15 protein-coding genes are annotated in these 15,964 nt (G+C 74.9%); 7 read left to right on the forward strand and 8 right to left on the reverse strand.

Translation table 11 applies throughout. The features are described from left to right. The first annotated feature begins 26 nt into the window (after window positions 1–26). A complete protein-coding gene (locus E2C06_RS09015; RefSeq protein ID WP_133288274.1) occupies window positions 27–788 on the forward strand; it encodes an alpha/beta fold hydrolase in 762 nt (253 codons plus the stop codon). A 9-nt stretch (window positions 789–797) separates the two neighbouring features. On the opposite strand, the gene E2C06_RS09020 is transcribed toward E2C06_RS09015, so the two are convergent. The 6 genes from E2C06_RS09020 to E2C06_RS09045 all read right to left on the reverse strand — a co-directional run bounded on the left by E2C06_RS09020 (window position 798) and on the right by E2C06_RS09045 (window position 8,339). Beyond that, window positions 798–1,787, reverse strand: coding sequence for a calcium-binding protein (locus tag E2C06_RS09020; protein ID WP_165982290.1), 990 nt, complete (start codon window positions 1,785–1,787; stop codon window positions 798–800). Window positions 1,788–1,893: 106 nt separating this feature from the next. Beyond that, window positions 1,894–2,877, reverse strand: coding sequence for a metallophosphoesterase (locus E2C06_RS09025; RefSeq protein WP_133288276.1), 984 nt, complete (start codon window positions 2,875–2,877; stop codon window positions 1,894–1,896). 348 nt (window positions 2,878–3,225) lie between these two features. Further along, entirely contained in the window at window positions 3,226–4,455 is a 1,230-nt protein-coding gene (locus tag E2C06_RS09030; RefSeq protein ID WP_133288277.1) for an ABC transporter substrate-binding protein, read from the reverse strand. 792 nt (window positions 4,456–5,247) lie between these two features. Beyond that, a complete protein-coding gene (locus E2C06_RS09035; RefSeq protein ID WP_133288278.1) occupies window positions 5,248–5,922 on the reverse strand; it encodes a DNA-3-methyladenine glycosylase family protein in 675 nt (224 codons plus the stop codon). Continuing rightward, on the reverse strand, window positions 5,922–6,896 hold the full coding sequence (locus E2C06_RS09040) for a Bug family tripartite tricarboxylate transporter substrate binding protein (RefSeq protein ID WP_133288279.1): 975 nt from the start codon (window positions 6,894–6,896) through the stop codon (window positions 5,922–5,924). The genes E2C06_RS09035 and E2C06_RS09040 overlap by 1 nt, the downstream gene beginning before the upstream one ends. 48 nt (window positions 6,897–6,944) lie before the next feature. Beyond that, window positions 6,945–8,339, reverse strand: coding sequence for a hypothetical protein (locus E2C06_RS09045; protein ID WP_133288280.1), 1,395 nt, complete (start codon window positions 8,337–8,339; stop codon window positions 6,945–6,947). Window positions 8,340–8,377: 38 nt separating this feature from the next. Between E2C06_RS09045 and E2C06_RS09050 the strand changes: the two genes are divergently transcribed. Together E2C06_RS09050 and E2C06_RS09055 are read left to right on the forward strand one after the other, a co-directional pair. Next, window positions 8,378–8,776 (forward strand): gamma-glutamylcyclotransferase family protein, encoded by a 399-nt coding sequence (locus E2C06_RS09050; RefSeq protein WP_133288281.1) that lies wholly within the window; start codon window positions 8,378–8,380, stop codon window positions 8,774–8,776. A 174-nt stretch (window positions 8,777–8,950) separates the two neighbouring features. Beyond that, entirely contained in the window at window positions 8,951–9,493 is a 543-nt protein-coding gene (locus tag E2C06_RS09055) for a 2'-5' RNA ligase family protein (protein WP_133288282.1), read from the forward strand. A 21-nt stretch (window positions 9,494–9,514) separates the two neighbouring features. Here the strand turns inward: E2C06_RS09055 and E2C06_RS09060 are convergent, their stop codons facing one another. Continuing rightward, window positions 9,515–10,648 carry a M20/M25/M40 family metallo-hydrolase gene (locus E2C06_RS09060; protein ID WP_133288283.1) on the reverse strand — a complete coding sequence of 378 codons (1,134 nt, stop codon included), beginning with the start codon at window positions 10,646–10,648 and terminating at the stop codon, window positions 9,515–9,517. 102 nt (window positions 10,649–10,750) lie between these two features. Between E2C06_RS09060 and E2C06_RS09065 the strand changes: the two genes are divergently transcribed. The 4 genes from E2C06_RS09065 to E2C06_RS09080 all read left to right on the forward strand — a co-directional run bounded on the left by E2C06_RS09065 (window position 10,751) and on the right by E2C06_RS09080 (window position 15,030). Further along, window positions 10,751–11,710: a TauD/TfdA family dioxygenase gene (locus tag E2C06_RS09065; RefSeq protein WP_165982291.1), complete on the forward strand. Its 960-nt coding sequence runs from the start codon at window positions 10,751–10,753 to the stop codon at window positions 11,708–11,710. Between the two features lie 152 nt (window positions 11,711–11,862). Continuing rightward, window positions 11,863–12,597, forward strand: a complete 735-nt coding sequence (locus E2C06_RS09070; RefSeq protein ID WP_133288285.1) for an aspartate/glutamate racemase family protein — start codon at window positions 11,863–11,865, stop codon at window positions 12,595–12,597. A 260-nt stretch (window positions 12,598–12,857) separates the two neighbouring features. Further along, window positions 12,858–13,079, forward strand: a complete 222-nt coding sequence (locus tag E2C06_RS09075; protein WP_133288286.1) for a TRAP transporter large permease subunit — start codon at window positions 12,858–12,860, stop codon at window positions 13,077–13,079. 40 nt (window positions 13,080–13,119) lie between these two features. Next, window positions 13,120–15,030, forward strand: coding sequence for an AsmA family protein (locus tag E2C06_RS09080; RefSeq protein WP_133288287.1), 1,911 nt, complete (start codon window positions 13,120–13,122; stop codon window positions 15,028–15,030). On the opposite strand, the gene E2C06_RS09085 is transcribed toward E2C06_RS09080, so the two are convergent. After that, entirely contained in the window at window positions 14,966–15,958 is a 993-nt protein-coding gene (locus E2C06_RS09085) for a Bug family tripartite tricarboxylate transporter substrate binding protein (protein ID WP_133288288.1), read from the reverse strand. The two genes, E2C06_RS09080 and E2C06_RS09085, sit on opposite strands and share 65 nt — an antisense overlap. Window positions 15,959–15,964 lie beyond the last annotated feature (6 nt).

Consider the following 15,964-nt stretch of genomic DNA (forward strand, 5'->3'; position numbering starts at 1 on the left):
CGGCGCGCGGGTTAGGAGGTCTGGCGATGCGGCTCAACGCGGTCGAGGCAGGCGAGGGCGCCCCCCTGGTGCTGCTGCACGGGCTGTTCGGCGCGGCCGGCAATTGGGGGGCGATCCAGAAGCGGCTCGCGGCGAGCCACCGGGTCATCGCGCTCGACCTGCGCAACCACGGCGCCTCCGGCCGCGACGCCGCCATGGGCTACCCGGCGATGGCGGCCGACGTGGCGGAGACGCTGACGGCGCTGAACGCCGCGCCGGCCGCGGTGCTCGGCCATTCCATGGGCGGCAAGGTGGCGATGGCGCTGGCGCTCGAGCGGCCCGCGCTGGTCGAGCGGCTGGTGGTCGCCGACATCGCCCCGGTCACCTACCCTCCGGCGCTCCGCGGCTATGTCGCGGCGATGCAGGCGGTGCCGCTGCAGCCCGGCCTGACCCGGCGGGAGGCCGATGCGGCGCTGGCCGCGACGATCCCGGAGCCCGGCATCCGCGCCTTCCTGCTGCAGAACCTGCGCTTCGGGGAGGGCGCGCCGGCCTGGCGCCTCGGCCTCGGGGAGATCGAGGCGGCGATGCCGGTGATCGAGGCCTTCCCGGATCTCGCCGCACGCTACGACGGCCCGGTGCTGGTGCTGAACGGGGAGCGGTCAAGCTACATCCGCCCGGAGCACCACGGGCGCATCCTGGCGCTCTTCCCGCGCGCCCGGTTCGGCACGGTGGCCGGGTCCGGCCACTGGGTCCACTCGGAGAACCCGCAGGGCTTCCTCGGGCTGCTGGAGACCTTCCTGGCCGCCTGACCCGCCGCGCTAGATCGGGGAATCGAGCAGGAAATCCCGCGCGGTCAGGCAGACGGCGCCGGCCAGCTCGATCTCCCCGGTCGGACCTGCCGGGATGCCCGGCACGGCACCCGCCGCCGGCGGCACCGGCCCGAAGGGCGTCGCGAATTGCACCAGCGCATGGCCATTGGCCAGGATCTCGGTCCGCACCTGCAGGGCGAAGCTGGCGATGAAGGGATCGTGGCCCAGGAAGACCGGCTCCGGCAGGTCCACCGGCCCGCCGCCCTCGCGGGCGAAAACGAAGCGGTCCGCGGCGTCGTAGCCGGTCAGGTCGATCACGTCGCGGCCCTGCTGGAAGTCGAGGATCAGGTCGCGCGCGCCTTCGCCGGTCCCGGTATCCAGCAGCGAACTGGCCATGGGCAGCAGCACCGGCCGGAAGACGAAATGATCCGCCCCGGCGCCGCCGGCCAGCAGGTCGGTGCCGAGATTGCCGAACAGCGTATCCGCGCCCGCCCCGCCGAGCAGCGCGTCGTCCGCCGCGCCGCCATCGATCGAGTCCCGGCCCGCCCCGCCCAGCAGCAGGTCCGCCCCGTCGCTGCGCAGCGCCTGCTCGGCGCCGCGGAAGCTGATGGCGCCGGCCAGGCCGTCGCCGCGGATGGTGTCGTCGCCGGCGCCGCCCAGCACGGTGTCATGGCCCCAGCCGGCGATGATGCTGTCATCGCCGGCGCCACCCCGGATCAGGTTGTCGCCATCGCCGGCGGGTCCGGCGAAGGCGCTGCGCCCGCCCTGCAGCGTGTCGTCTCCGGGGCCGCCGAGGATGGTGTCCTTGCCGCCGGCAACCGCGCCCGTCAGGCTGCGGTCCTCGCCGGCGATGCGGTCGTCGCCGGTGCCGCCGCGCAGCAGGTCGGCATCGCCGAGGCCGTCGATCGTGTCGTTGCCACCGCCGCCGCCGATGCTGTCGGGGCCGGGGGTCCCGGGCAGCGAATCGGCACCCGGGCCGCCGTCGGGGATATGGTGCATGGGGCCTGCCTCCCGCGGCGGCATGCGCGCAGGCGGAAGGCTAGACCCTGGGCAACCGCGGCGGTGGCACGACTGCGCGACGCGCTGCCGGTCAGGTCAGGTCAGGTCAGGCCGCGGCGCCGCCCAGCCGCACCATGGTCAGCTCGGGCGGCATGCCGAAGCGCACCGGCAGCATCGAATTGCCGATCCCGCCCGAAACCACCAGGTGCCGCCCTGCTTCCTCGATCGCGCCATAGGCGTAGCGATTGCCGAAGCGGCTCGGCACCACCGGCGAATAGCCGCCGATCCGCACCTGCCCGCCATGGGTATGGCCCGAGAGCGTCACCGCCACCCGGCCGGGCACGGCCGGGAAGATGTCCGGCTCATGCGCCAGCAGGATCGCCGGCGCGTCGTCGGTGAAGGCGCCGAGCGTCGCCGCCAGGTCGTCGGCGCCGCGATAGGCGCCGCGCTTCTCCCGGTAGGCCCATTGGCTGCCGAGGCCGCCGAGCCAGACGGGACGGCCGTTGTGCACGAGGCGCCGCGCCTCGTTGTGCAGGATCGGCAGGCCGGCCGCGGCGAAATCCGCCGCCGCCTCGGGCAGGCCCCCGGCGCCGCGCTGGGTCGCCGCATCCTCCCACCAGTCGTGGTTGCCGAGGATGGCATGCACGCCGAGCGGCGCCTGCAGCCGCGCCAGCACCTCGGCCACGCCGCGGAAGCTCGGCCGGCTGGTGGTGAAGCGGTGGTCGGCCAGGTAGTCGCCGAGCAGCACCACGAGGTCCGGCCGCAGCGCATTGGTCAGGGCGACGGCGCGGCCGAGCCGCGCCAGGGTGGTGTGCGGGCCGCCGCAATGGGGGTCGGCGACCAGGGCGATGCTCAGCGGCAGGTCGGCCGGCCAGCCGGCGGGCGAGAGGTGGTGCTCCACCACGCGCAGCCGTACCCCCGGTTCGTAGGCGAAGGCATAGCCGCCGAGGCCGAGGCCGAGCGCGCCCGCCCCGCCGGCCGAGCGCAGCAGGGTCCGCCGCTTCAGCCGTGCCCGCCAGCCCGCCTCGCCCGGGGCCCGCGCCGCAGGCTCGTGCAATCCACGCGCGAAGGCCGCCACATCACCGTCCATGCCCAACCCCGTCTGGCCCGCGCCGCGCCGCCTGCCTTCCCGGCTGGCAAGCATCGCGCCACGCCGGCCCTGGCCGGGGTGGTGACGCATCGCGGTTGGGCGAACTGCCAAATCCCGCCCCGGGCGGCCTTGCCGCCGCAGCCTGGGCCGGGGTCCCCATCTGCACCGCGAACTGCTGCCGAAATCCGAATGGATCGGACCCGGCCGTCCGGGGTGCCCGGAGCCGGTCGCCTTCTACAACAGACGCCGCGGCAGGGCTACGGAAAGCCGCAACCGGTGCGGCGGCCGGGGGTCTGGCTGGGATACCCGGGCCGCATGGCTGGCGCCCGGGGGGGGGCGCGCCATGCCTCAGGCCAGCACGCAGCCGCCCTCGGCCAGCGGCCGGAAGGCGTCCTCCGGCGGGGTGGTGGCGACCAGCCGGTAGTAGTCGAAGGGACCCTTCGAATCTTCCGGCCGCTTCACCTCGAACAGGTAGGCCGGGTGCAGCTTGCGGCCGTCGGCGCGGATGCTGCCGCGGCCGAAGCAGTCGTCGTCGGTCGGCATCGCCTTCATCCGCGCCACGGTGTCCCGGCCGCTGAGCTTCGCCTGCGCCGCGCCCATCTCGGCGCAGGCCTTCAGGTAGTGCAGCGTCGCGGCATAGCCGCCGGCATTCATCTGGTTCGGGCAGAAGGCGCCGGTCTTGCCCTTCATGCGGCCCCAGAAGGCGCGGGTGCGGTCGTTCAGGTCCCAGTAGAAGCTCTCGGTCAGCAGCAGGCCCTGCGCCACGGGCAGGCCCATGGTGTGGATGTCGGTGAGGTAGGCAAGCATCAGCGCGATCTTCATGCCGCGCTTCGGCAGGCCGAATTCCTGCGCCTGCTTGACCGAGTTCACCGTGTCCGTCCCGGCATTCGCCAGGCCCAGCACCTTGGCGCCGCTGGCCTGCGCCTGCAGCAGCTGGGCGGAGAAGTCGGTGGTCTGCGGGAAGGGGTAGCGCACCGCGCCGAGCACCCGGCCGCCGGCCTGGGCGATGAACTGCGTCGCCTGGCTCTCGATCATGTGGCCGAAGGCATAATCGGCGGTGATGAAGAACCAATCGGTCCCGCCGCCCTTCACCATGGCCTGGCTGGTCGCCTTGGCCAGCATGTAGGTGTCGTAGGTCCAGTGCACCGTGTTCGGCGTGCACTGCGCCCCGGTCAGCGCCGCGGTCGAGGCGCCGGAGGCGAGGAAGACCTTGTCCTTCTCCTTCGCCACCCCGGCGACCGCGAGGCCGACCGCCGAGTTGTTGGCATCCACCACCGCATCCACGCCCCGCTGGTCGAACCACTGGCGGACGGTATTGGCGCCCACATCGGTCTTGTTCTGGTGGTCGGCCTGGACGATCTCGACCTTTAGGCCGGGATGGGCCGCCATCGCCTCCGCCACTGCCTGCTGCACGCAGGCCAGCGTGGTCGGGCCCGACCAGTCGCGGTAGGGGCCGGAGAAGTCGGACAGCACGCCGAGCCGGATCACCGGCCCGGACTGCGCCCGTCCGCGCGCGGCCGGCAGGGCGGCGAGGCCGGCGGCGGCGACCAGGGCGCGGCGGGTGGGGGATGGCGGCATGGACGGTCCTCCGGGGCGGCTTGTCGTTATCGCCCGAGCATGCGGGAGCGGCCCGGATTTGGGAACCATCCCGGCGCAGCATCGATCGGGGGCGGGCCGAGGCATGCTGCTCGACTGAACCGCGCTGGCCGCGGGTTGCGGCCTGCCGGCCTCGGGCGAGGCGGTCGAGCTGGAGGGCGCCGCCTTCCAGGCCGAGGCCTCGCCGCCCGGCTCTGCCCTGCTGCTGCCGGAGGCCGCCCGCTGCGCGGGCTGCCGGCCGGACCCGGCGACGACGGTCGAGGTGATCTTCGCCGGCGCCGCACCGCCTGGCCCCGACCCGCATTGCATCGACGGCCTTTGGCAGCCCTTGCCGGCGGACGACGCGGCCGGCTGGCGCTGGCGGATCCGCGACGCCCGGCCCTGGCCAGCCGCGCCGCCGCCACCGCCGGCCGCGGCCGAGGCCGCGGCGCCCTCGGCCCGTGCCCTGGTGGCGGAGGCAAGGCCGATGGACCTGCACAGCCATGCCGGCCGGGTCATCCTGCCCCGCGTCCAGCTGCGGCCGCTGGAGCCTGTCGCGGCGCCGAGGCGCTGCTGGCGCAGGGCTTCGCGCCGCAGGATGCGGCGAAGATCCTGGGCGGGACCTATGCGCGGGTACTGGTCGCGGTGCTGCCGGCGTAGCAAGGTCGGGGAGGGAAACAGGTATTCCCTCCCCGAACCCTTCCCTTGTGTGGGTCGGGCGCTGGCCACGCGGCGACTGCCAAACACGGAAAAATAGATGAGGGGGCCTGGGGGAGAATACCTTCTCCCCCAGCCTTACTGCGGCTTGAAGGCGCTCCGCTTCGCCGCATCCGCCGCCCGCCACAGGTACCAGGCCGCGATGCTGCGCCAGGGCGCCCAAGGCTCGCCGATCGCCGCCAGCGTCCTGGGCTTCGGCTGCTCGTCGAGCCCGGCCGCGACCTTCCAGCCTTCCCGCACGCCGAAATCGTCGACCGGCAGGATGTCGGGCCGGCCTAGGGTGAAGATCAGCAGCATCTCCACCGTCCAGCGGCCGACGCCGCGGATCGCCACCAGCCGCTCGATCAGCGCCGCGTCGTCGAGCCGGGCGCAGCCCTCCCGCGTCGGCACCAGCCCGCCCGCGGCCTTCTCGGCGATGTCGCGGATGGCGGCGACCTTGGAGCCGGAGAAGCCGCAGGCCCGCATCGCCTCGACCTCCATCGCCAGCACCGCCTCGGGCGGCGGGAAGGCCTGGCCGGGATGATGGGCGAGGAAGCGGCCGAGGATCGCCTCCGCCGCGCGGCCATGCACCTGCTGGTGGGCGATGGCGCGGACCAGCGCCTCGTAGGGCTCGCGCTGCACCGCTTCCAGCGTGCAGGGGCCGATCTGCCGGATGACCTTCTTCAGCACCGGGTCGCGGCGCAGGTGGCGTTCCGCCTTGGCCCAGGGGCCGGTCTTCGCCGGCGGGGCGCCGGTGCCGACGGTCTCGACCATCAGTCCACCGTGACGCCGGCATCGCGCGACATTCGCAGCCAGGTGGCTTGCTCGCGCTCCAGCCAGGCATCGAGCTCGGCCGGCGGCACCAGCAGGGGGTCGACATAGGCGGCGCGCAGCTTGGCCTGGGTCGCCGTGTCCATGGCCTCGGCGAAGGCCTGGCGCAGCCGCGCCACAACCGGCTCCGGCGCGCGGCGGTGCACCAGCAGCGTGTTCCAGACCGAGACCGCATAGCCGGCGACGCCGGCCTCGGCGATGGTCGGCACCTCGGGCAGTGCCGAGACGCGCGTGGCGGTGCTGACGCCGAGGCCGCGGAAGGTCCCGGCGCGGATCTGCTGGGTCGAGGTCGCGGTGGTGTCGAAGAGGAAATCCACCTCCGCCGCCAGCAGCGCCGCGACCGCGGGGGAGGAGCCGCGATAGGGCACGTGCGTCGCCTCGAACCCCGCCATCCGCTGCAGCAGCGTGGCGCAGAGATGCGACGAGCTGCCGTTGCCGACCGAGGCATAGACCAGCCCGCCCCGCTTGCCCCGCGCCACGAGCTCCGCCACCGATCCGACATCGAGCCGCTTCGGGTTCACCGACAGCACGTTCGCCATGTCGTTGATGGTGCCGAGCGGCAGGAAGTCGCGCTGCAGGTCGACGCCGGATTTCGCATAGAGCAGCGGGTTGACCCCGTACATCGCGGCGGTGCCGACCAGCAGGGTATAGCCGTCCGGCTCCGCCGCGCTCGCCGCCTGGGCGCCGATATTGCCGCCGGCGCCGGCGCGGTTCTCGACGATCACCGGCTGGCCGAGCCGCTGTCCCAGCGGCTCGGCCAGGATGCGGCCGACGATGTCGGTGACGCCGCCCGGCGGGTAGGAGACGATCAGGCGCAGCGGCCGGTCGGGGAAGGGCGCCTGGGCCCAGGCGGGGACAGTGGCAGGGGCGGCGAGCAGCGCGGCGGCGGCGCCGAGCGTGGCGCGGCGGGTATGCATGGGGATGTTTCCTGCCTGGACGGTCGCCTGCGGCGTAACAGGCGCGGCTCAGCGCAGCAACAGCCAGGTCCCCGCCCAGCCGAGGCCAAGCACGATCAGCATGGAGGGCAACAGCCGCCGCCAGAGCTGCGCCGGCCGCGTGCCGTCGGCCAGCAGCCCGCAGACCAGCGCGGAAACGCCGAGGCTGGCCTGCACGCTGGCGGCGCCGGCGAAGTTCTGGATCGCCGGGGCGAGGATCGGCGGCAGGCCGGCGGCGGCGCCGAGCGCCGCCTGCACCGGCATCAGCGCGGCGTTGGACCCGACATTGCTGCCCGTCACCACGCCGGACAGCAGGGCGATCGGCGCCACGGCCAGCGGCGCCAGCGGCCCGAGCGCGGCGGCGGCCGCCCCGGCCAGCCCGGCCGCGGCACCGCTGCCGGCCAGCAACCGGCCGAGCAGGACGTAGAGCAGCAGGGCCACCGCCGGCCGCCGCGCCCGCAGCAGCGCCGCCCGCGCCCGGGCCGCGCCGTCCGGCCGGGCCAGCAGCAGCCCGGCCGAGACCAGCCAGAGCACCACGGCGACATGGGTGACGGGCAGGCCGGGATAGTCGGGGAAGGGGTGCCAGGCCGGCGCGCCGGGCCAGAGCCGCGCCGCCAGCAGGCAGGCCAGCAGCAGCAGGTAGGGCGCCGCCCGGCCGAGCGCGGCGCGGAGGTCGCGCGGCGGGTTGGCCCGCCACAGCGCCCAAAGCATCACCGGCCCGGAGGCGAGGATCCCGGCCAGCTCGAAGGGTGCCCAGGCGGCGCTGGCCAGCAGCAGCGCCGCCAGCGTGGCCAGCATGGCCCACTGCGCCAGCCGCTCCCGCCCCGGCACCGGCACGCCGGCGCGGGCCTGCAGCGACCAGAGCAGCGGCGCCAGCAGCAGCAGCCAGGCCGCGGTCAGCCAGGCCGCCGCCATCGACAGCGCCTGCGCCGGCAGCCCGGTCAGCGCCGCCCCCAGCGCGGTGCCCGGCCCGAGCCCGCCCCAGGGCACCATCACCAGCGCCTGCAAGGCGAGCGCGCCCGCCGTCGCGCCGCCGATCCCCATCCGCCGCAGCGCCGAGAGGGCGAAGACCGTGCCCACCGCGAAGCCGGTGCAGCTCTCGAGGAAGACGCCCAGCGGCAGGGTCGCGGCGAAGACGCGGGCGGGGCTCGGCGCGAGCGGTGCCGCGGTGGCCTCGCCTGTCGCCGCGGCATGGAACAGCAGCCCGCCGGCGACGACGGCGACCGGCTGCAGGCCGAGGAAGAGGCCGCGTTCCGCCTGGTCGGCCAGGAAGCCCGGCAGCGCCGCCGCGTCCGGCAAGGCGGCCAGCACCGCCGGCAAGGCGGCCAGCAGCGCCGCCAGGCAGGCGCCGACCGGCCCGGCCCGGCCGCTGCCGAGCAGGCCGAGCAGCAGGACCAGCGGCAGCGCCTGGAGCAGCAGCGTCACCGGCTTGCGCCGCCCGGCGCGGCGGGGGAATTGGGGCGATGACCGACCTCTACGCCGCCTATGGCAGCAATCTCTGGCACGCGCAGATGCAGCTGCGCTGCCCCGGCGCGGCGGTGGAGGCGGCGATCCTGCTGCCGGGCTGGCGGCTCGCGGTGCGGAAGTTCGCGCTTGTCGAGCCCGACCCGGCGGCGGCCTGCCCGGTCGGCCTCTGGCGGGTGACGCCAGGCCACCTCGCATCGCTCGACCGCCACGAGGGGCCGCATACCTATGCGCGGCGCGAGATCGGCCTGCCGGACGGACGGCGCGCCTGGATCTACCTGGAACTGGTCCACCGCCCCGGCCCGCCGGCGCCCGAATACGTCGAACGGCTGCGGCGCGGCTATGCCGATTTCGGCTTCGACCCCGCCTTGCTGGAAGCGGCGCTGGCCGGCGGCTGAACCGCCCGCCGCCCGCCCCAGACTCGCCGCTGCCTGTTCCATGCGGGCAAGGCTGCGGCAGCCCCCTGCTGGCGGCAAGCTGCACGCGGTTGGCCGAAGGGTGACTTGCCTTGCCCGCGCCCCGGGGCACATAGCGGGGCGGGGCCGCCGCCGGGCGGCGCCAAAAGGAGAGGCATGGACGAGGACACCGCGCCGCTGATCCTGACGCTCGGCCTCGATGCCGAGACGCAGGCCTGGCTGGAATCGATGCGCCGGGCGCATTTCCCCCCCGCGCGCAACCTCGTGCCGGCGCATGTCACGCTGTTCCACGCGCTGCCGGGAGAGCATGCGAAGGAGATCCAGGGGGTTCTGGCGGCCGAGGCCGCCGCCCTGCCGCCCTCCCGCGTCCGGGTCGGGCCGGCCCGCTCGCTTGGCCGCGGCGTCGCGCTCGAGATCGGCGCACCGGTGGTGTCGACGCTGCGCGAGCGGCTGGCGGAGCGCTGGCGGCCCTGGCTGACGGCGCAGGACCGGCAGCGCTGGCGGCCGCATGCGACGGTGCAGAACAAGGTCTCCCCCGACCAGGCCCGGGCCCTGCTGCTGGCGCTCTCGGCCATGCTGCCGGCGCGGGAAGCGCGGGCCGAGACGCTGCTGCTCTGGCGCTACCGCGGCGGGCCGTGGGAGGCGGTGGAGCGCATCCCCTTCGCCGCCGAGGCCTACCCGCGCGAGGTCATGGTGTGACCGGCGGCCGCCGGGACGCCGTCACGCCACCTGCAGCAGCCCGGCGATCAGCCTGGCGCGCGGCACCAGGCTGTCGAGCAGCAGGTGCTCCTCCAGCGTATGCCCGCCGGCGCCCTGCACGCCGAGCCCGTCGAGCGTCGGGATGCCCATCGCCCCGGTGAAATTGCCGTCCGAGCCGCCGCCCGCGCTCTGGTGGTTGATGTCGAAGCCGATCGCCTGCGCGACGCGCCGCGCGGTGCCGTAGAGCGCCATGCTGCGCTCGTCCGGCTCCCAGACCGGGCGGGTGACGCCGCGGGTCACGGTCAGCTGTACGTCGTTCCCGGTGGGCCGCAGCGAGAGCATCTTCTCGACCGCGGCGTCGAGGTCGGCCTGCCGCTTGGCCATCGACAGGCTCTCGGCATCGCAATAGGTCGCCACGCAGTTCACCCATTGCCCGCCATGGATGACGCCGATCGAGTAGGTGACGTCGTCGGTGGTCAGCGCCTCGATCGCCACCACCTGACGGCACATCTCGCGGATCGCGCTGCGGCCGTCGGCCAGGCGGGCGCCGGCATGGCTGGGCTTGCCCGTGGTGCGCAGGTTGAAGCGGGCGATGGCGTAGCGGCCGGTGACCACGCCGCCATCGGGGCGCGCCGGCTCCGGCACCAGCACCACGGCGTGGCGCGCCGCCTCGGCCTCGATCAGGTCGCGCGTGCTGGGGCTGCCGATCTCCTCGTCGCTGGTCAGCAGCACCGTGACCGGCCGGCTGGTGGCGATGCCCGCGCGGAGCAACTGGCGGATCGCCTCGATGGCGATGTAGTTGCCGCCCTTCATGTCGTAGACCCCGGGGCCGTAGAGCCGGTTGCCCTCGCGGCGGAAGGGCAGGGGCTCCAGCGTGCCGATCGGGTGGACGGTGTCCATGTGCCCCATCACCAGGATGCCGGGCAGCTGGGCCTTCGGGTGCGGGAAGGTCGCACGCACGCAGTCGCCGAAGCCCATCCGGCCGGGGATGGTCTCGACCCGGGCGCCGAGCAGCGCCAGGTCGCGGGCGGCGATCGCCATCATGCGGTTGACGGCCGGCGCATCGAAGGTCGGGCTTTCGCAGTCCACCCAGGCGCGCAGGCCGGGGATCATCGCCTCGGCATCGAAGGGCAGGTCGAGGGCGGGGGCGTCCATGGGGCTCTCCGGGATCGGTCGGCCAAGCCTCCCCCGTAGCGTCCGTTGCGGCAAGAGGTGCGGCTTCCCTTCGCCCACCCACCGACTGCTAGGATGCCAAACATGAACCCATCCCCCCGCCTCGTCCCCCAGGCCGGACCGTCGGTCTGGACCGGTGCCGCCCTCAACCCGGCCGACTGGATGGTGCCGATCGGCGCCGAGGCGGTGGCGGAGTTGGAAGCGGCGCTGATCGCGCTGGCCGGCCGTGCCCCGGCGGGGCCAGGCGATGCCGCGCTGCCGCGCCTGGCGCCGGTGCTGCGCGAGGCGGCGGAGCGGCTGGAGCATGGCCGCGGCTTCGTGCTGCTGCGCGGCCTCGACCTCGAGCGCATCGGCGGCCCGGAGACCGAGGCGGCGCTGCTGGTGCTCGGCGTGCATCTGGGCACCGCCTTGCCGCAGGACAGGGAAGGCGCCCTGGTCGGCCGGCTGGCCGGGCCGGGCGCGGTGGTGGATGCGCCGGTTCGCTTCCATGCCGACCCGGCCGATGCCGTGGCGCTGCTCTGCCTGCGCCAGCCGGCCGTCGGCGGTCAGGTCACGCTGGTCTCGGCCCCCGCCCTGCACAATGCCCTGCTGCGGGCCGACCGCGCCGCGCTGGCCTCGCTGCATGCCGGGCTGCCGCACCGCAACGGCGGCGGAGAGGCGCTGCGCCTGCCGGTCTTCAGCACCAGCAGCGGCAGCTTCGTCGGCCGCTACGACCGCGATGCGATGTGGGAGGAGGCGCTGGAGCCGGCGCAGCAGGCGGCGCTGGCGGCGCTCGACGCGGCCGCCGCCGTTCCTGGCCAGGCGCTGTCCCTGGCACTGCATGCGGGCGACATCCTCCTCCTCAACCCGCATCTCGTCTGGAAGCAGGTGGTGACGGGGGAGGCGCCGGCGGCGGACGAGGCATCCCGCGAGCTGCTGCGGCTCTGGCTCTCGACGCCGGGCTCGCGCGCGCTGCCGGAAAGCTTCGGCGCGGTCTTCGGCACCACCGCGGCCGGCGCGCCGCGCGGCGGGGTGGCGGCGTCCCATGGATTGGTCGGGGGCTAGGCTGCTGGCATGCTGGGCGGCGTTGCCCGGGGCGTGAATTGCCGACGGATGCACGCCCGCGACCGTCCCGGGCGGCTTCGCCCGGGGCATGGATCGGCGGAGCAACCATGGTGCCGGGCCCATGCGGGCCGGGCCTGGATGGGACGACACGGATGCGCCTGCTGGTGGCGAATGCGAATACGACCGAGGCGATCACCGAACTCTGCGCCGCCTCGGCGCGGCTGGCGGCCGGCCCGGGCACCGAGATCGTCCCCGCCACCCCGCGCTTCGGCCCGGCGGTGATCGCCACGCGGGCGGAAGGGGCCATCGCCGCGCATGGGCTGCTGTCGCTGCTGGCCGAGCACGCCGGTCAGGTCGACGGGATCCTGCTCGCGGTCTCGCACGACACCGCGCTCGAGGCGGCGCGGCAGCTGCTGCCCTGCCCGGTGGTCGGGATGACCGAGGCCGCCTGCTTCGCCGCCTGCCTGCTCGGCGGCCGCTTCGGCCTGGTGACCATGGGCTCGGTCGATGTCTACCGCGAGCGCATCGCCCAGCACGGCCTCGCCGCGCGCCTGGCCGGGCTGCGCGGCATCGCCCTGACCCCGCAGGACGCGGTGCGCGACCCGGAAGCCGTCGCCCTGCAGATGGATGCCGCCATCGCCGAGGTGGTGTCGGAGGGCGCCGATGCGGTGGTGCTGGGCGGCGCCGCGCTGGCCGGGATGGGGCCGCGGCTGCAGCGGAACGCGCAGGTTCCGCTGCTCGACGGCATTGCCTGCGGGGTGAAGCTGCTGGAGATGCTGGTGGCGCTGAACCCGCCGAAGCCGGCAACCGGCAGCTACGCAGCCCCGCGCGGCCGGGAGATGGTGGGGGTGGACCCGGCGTTGGCGGCGCTGCTGCGCGGCGGCTGACCGCCGCCGGCCGAGCGGCTGCCCCGTGCCGAGCGCTGCCGCGCGGCCGCCGAGGCCTGGCCGGCGCTGCTGGTCCTCATGCTCGTCGCCACCGGCATCCATGCCGGCTGGTTCAGCGCGCCCAAGGGCGCCGCGGTCGGCGCCGCCGCGACCCCCGTCATCCTCGGCCGCTGCATGGAAAGCATGGCGATGGTGCTGCTGGCGCTGCCCATCCCCGTGCCGCTGATGCCCTCGCCCGACCTCGGGATGGGCCGCGGCAGGTGCTGGTCTGGTTCGGCATCCCGGTGCTGGCCAGCGTCGAGGCCGGGATGATCCCGCCGCGCTTCGGCATGAACCGCTTCGTCGTCAACGCCATGGCGAGGCACGCGCCGATGCGCGAGACCTGTCGCGGCGTCGCCGGCTTCGTCGTCCCGGACGTCCCCCGCGTCGCGCCGCTGACCCTGCTGCCCTGGCTGTCGCTCTGGCTGCCGGGGTTGTGGTAGGCGGGACCCCGGACGGCGATTGGCCGGCGGGGGGACTGCGGTGCTGCGACGGGTTGCGGTGGGGCTCGGCATGGCCGTCGTGCTGCTGCTCGTGCTGGCCGGGGGCGGCCTGCTGCTGCTCGGCCGCGTCGACCTGGCGGGCTTCGCCGCCGCGCGGGCCGAGGCCGCGCTCGGCCGCAGGGTGACGATCGGGTCGCTGCACGTGACGCCCGGGCGCTGGCTGCGGCTCGAGGTCACCGGGCTGCGCATCGGCAACGTCGAGGGCGGCACCCGGTCCGACATGGTGGAACTGAACCGCGCCAGCGCCGAGGTCGAGCTGGCCTCCCTGCTGCAGGGCCCGCCGGTGCTGCGCGCCGTCGCGGTGGACGGGCTCACGGTGCTGCTGGAACGCACCGCCGACCGGACCCGCAACTGGCGCTTCGGCGCGCCGAAGCCGCCGCGGGAGGGGCCCGGGGACCGCTCCGGCCTGCCGACCCTGCTCGACGCCGCGCTGCGCGACAGCGAGCTGCTGTTCCGCACCAGCCGCGGGCATGTCCTGCGCACGCGCCTGCATCACGCGACGATCCGCACCGAGGACGACCAGGCACCGCTGCTGCTGCGCGCCGCCGGGACCTACAACGACGTCCCCGTCTCGCTCGATGCGACGCTCGGGCCCACCGCCCTGCTGCGCGACGCGGCGCGGCCCTATGGGACGAGGCTGCACCTCGCCTCCGGCACCACCACGCTGAGCTTCGACGGCACCATGACGGACCCGCTCGATGTCGACGGCGCCGACGGGCGGGCCGTGCTGCGCGCGCCGACGCCCGAGGCGATCCTGGCGCTGGCCGGGGCGTCGGAGGCCGAGCTCGACGCCTCGCTCGACCTCGAGGGACGGCTCGAGCACCGCGGGAACGTTTGGCGCCTGTCGGCCGCGAAGGGCCAGCTGGCGGGGGAGGCGGTGACGGTGCGCCTGGCGCAGTTCACCGAGGGCGGGACCGGCAGGCCGGATGCCGTCGCCGTCGATCTCGGCTTCGGCCGGCTCGACCTGAACAGGCGGCTCGCGGCCGGCAGGCGTGCCGGTACCGCGGAAGCCGATCTGCCGCTGGCCGTCAGCGACGAGCCCGACCCGCTGCTGGCGGCGAAGCTCACCGTCGAGGATCTCGTCTATTCGAAGCTGCAGGCGCGCGACGTCGCCTTCGAGGGCTCGCTGATGCCGGGCCGGATCGCGGTGGAGAGCTTCGGCCTGACCACCAGCGGCGCGCGGGTGATCGCCTCCGGCCAGGTGGACCGCCGCGGCACGGGCGGCGCCGTCTCGGCCGAGGTGCGGCTGCAGGACGGCGAACTCGACACCATGCGCCGCGCCTTCGGGCTGCGCGAGCTGCCGCTCTCGGGCCGGCTGAACGGCTGGGTGGCGGTGGCGGCGGAGGGCGCGACGCTCAACGCCGCCGCCTCCGGCGCGCGGGTCTCGGCGGTCGTCGCCATGCAGGGCGGCCGCATCGCGCGGGAGGTGATCGAGACCGCCTCGATCGACCTGCGCCTGCTGTTCCGCAGCGCCCAGGGCACCACGCCGGTGTCCTGCCTGCTGGGGATGCTGGACATGCGCGCCGGGGTGGGGGAGGTGGCGCCGCTCCGCATCCGCTCGGCCGAGGGCACCGTCGCCGGCACCGCCAGCTTCGACCTGAACCGCCGCCAGGTGGACCTGGTCGCCGGCAGCGTCCGCAGCACCACGGATTTCTGGGCGCTCGACATCCCGGTGCGGGTCTACGGCAGCTTCGCCTCGCCCAGCATCCGCCCGGCGCGCTGGTCGGAAGATGGCCGGGCGCGGCTGGCGGCGGCGGACGACGTGGCGCCGCTGCCGGCCAGGCTGCGCGATTTCGCGCGGGCCAACCCCTGCTACCAGGCGGCGGCTATTCCAGCTTCGCCCCCGAGAGCTTCACCACCTCGGACCACTTCGCGTTCTCGGCGGCGATGAAGCGGCCGAACTCCTCCGGCCCCAGCGGCCGGGGGGCGCTGCCGACCTCCTTCAGCTTCGCCTGCACCGGGGCCTCGGACAGCGCCTGCAGGGTGGCGCGGGCGATGGCCTGGATCGCCGGCTGCGGCGTCCTGGCCGGGGCCTGCAGGCCGAACCAGGCGACCGCCTCGAAGCCCTTCAGGCCGAGCGTGGCGCCGGCCTCGGCGACGGTCGGCACCTCGGGCGCGGTGAACCAGCGGTCCTTCGAGGTCACGGCCAGCAGCCGCAGCGCGCCCGACTTCAGGTGCGGCAGGTAGGCCGGCAGGTTGTCGATGGCGACCTGCAGCCGTCCCGCCAGGATCTCCGGGATGACGCCGCCGGTGCCGCGATAGGGGACGTGCTGCAGGTCGATCCCGGCGCGGTATTTCAGCAGCTCGCCGCAGAGGTGGCCGGAGGTGCCGTTGCCCGGCGTGCCGTAGTTCAGCCCGCCCGGGTCGCCCTTGGCCAGCGCGATCAGCTCGGCGAGGGTCTGCGCCGGGACGCGGGCATCGACGATGACGCCGTTCGCCACCTCGTTCACCAGGGCGACCGGCGCCAGGTCCTTCTGCGGATCGAAGGGCATTCTTGCATAAAGGTATTGGTTGATGCTGGCGGTGCCGATGGTTGCCATCAGCAGGGTATGGCCATCGGGCTCGGCCTTGGCGACGAAGTCGGCGCCGATGTTCCCGCCCGCGCCCGCGCGGTTGTCCACCACCATGGGCTGGCCGAGCAGCTCGCCCAGCCGCTCCGCCATCACCCGCGCAGTCACGTCGGTCGCGCCGCCGGCCTGGAAGGGGACGATCAGCCGCATCGGCCGGCTGGGCCAGGGCGCATTCGGCTGCGCCCGGGCCAGGGCCGGGATGGCGAGGAGGGGGGCGGCGGCCAGCAGGGCGCGTCGGGTGGTGTTCATGGGGCG

The organism is Dankookia rubra (assembly GCF_004355005.1).
Lineage (GTDB): Bacteria > Pseudomonadota > Alphaproteobacteria > Acetobacterales > Acetobacteraceae > Paracraurococcus > Paracraurococcus ruber_A.

What these genes read in the sequence shown, in the direction of transcription:
- E2C06_RS09015 (WP_133288274.1), top strand. Translation starts at nt 27, where the DNA reads ATGCGGCTCAACGCGGTCGAGGCAGGCGAGGGCGCCCCCCTGGTGCTG.
- E2C06_RS09020 (WP_165982290.1), bottom strand. Translation starts at nt 1,787, where the DNA reads ATGCACCATATCCCCGACGGCGGCCCGGGTGCCGATTCGCTGCCCGGG.
- E2C06_RS09025 (WP_133288276.1), bottom strand. Translation starts at nt 2,877, where the DNA reads ATGGACGGTGATGTGGCGGCCTTCGCGCGTGGATTGCACGAGCCTGCG.
- E2C06_RS09030 (WP_133288277.1), bottom strand. Translation starts at nt 4,455, where the DNA reads ATGCCGCCATCCCCCACCCGCCGCGCCCTGGTCGCCGCCGCCGGCCTC.
- E2C06_RS09035 (WP_133288278.1), bottom strand. Translation starts at nt 5,922, where the DNA reads ATGGTCGAGACCGTCGGCACCGGCGCCCCGCCGGCGAAGACCGGCCCC.
- E2C06_RS09040 (WP_133288279.1), bottom strand. Translation starts at nt 6,896, where the DNA reads ATGCATACCCGCCGCGCCACGCTCGGCGCCGCCGCCGCGCTGCTCGCC.
- E2C06_RS09050 (WP_133288281.1), top strand. Translation starts at nt 8,378, where the DNA reads ATGACCGACCTCTACGCCGCCTATGGCAGCAATCTCTGGCACGCGCAG.
- E2C06_RS09055 (WP_133288282.1), top strand. Translation starts at nt 8,951, where the DNA reads ATGGACGAGGACACCGCGCCGCTGATCCTGACGCTCGGCCTCGATGCC.
- E2C06_RS09060 (WP_133288283.1), bottom strand. Translation starts at nt 10,648, where the DNA reads ATGGACGCCCCCGCCCTCGACCTGCCCTTCGATGCCGAGGCGATGATC.
- E2C06_RS09065 (WP_165982291.1), top strand. Translation starts at nt 10,751, where the DNA reads ATGAACCCATCCCCCCGCCTCGTCCCCCAGGCCGGACCGTCGGTCTGG.
- E2C06_RS09070 (WP_133288285.1), top strand. Translation starts at nt 11,863, where the DNA reads ATGCGCCTGCTGGTGGCGAATGCGAATACGACCGAGGCGATCACCGAA.
- E2C06_RS09085 (WP_133288288.1), bottom strand. Translation starts at nt 15,958, where the DNA reads ATGAACACCACCCGACGCGCCCTGCTGGCCGCCGCCCCCCTCCTCGCC.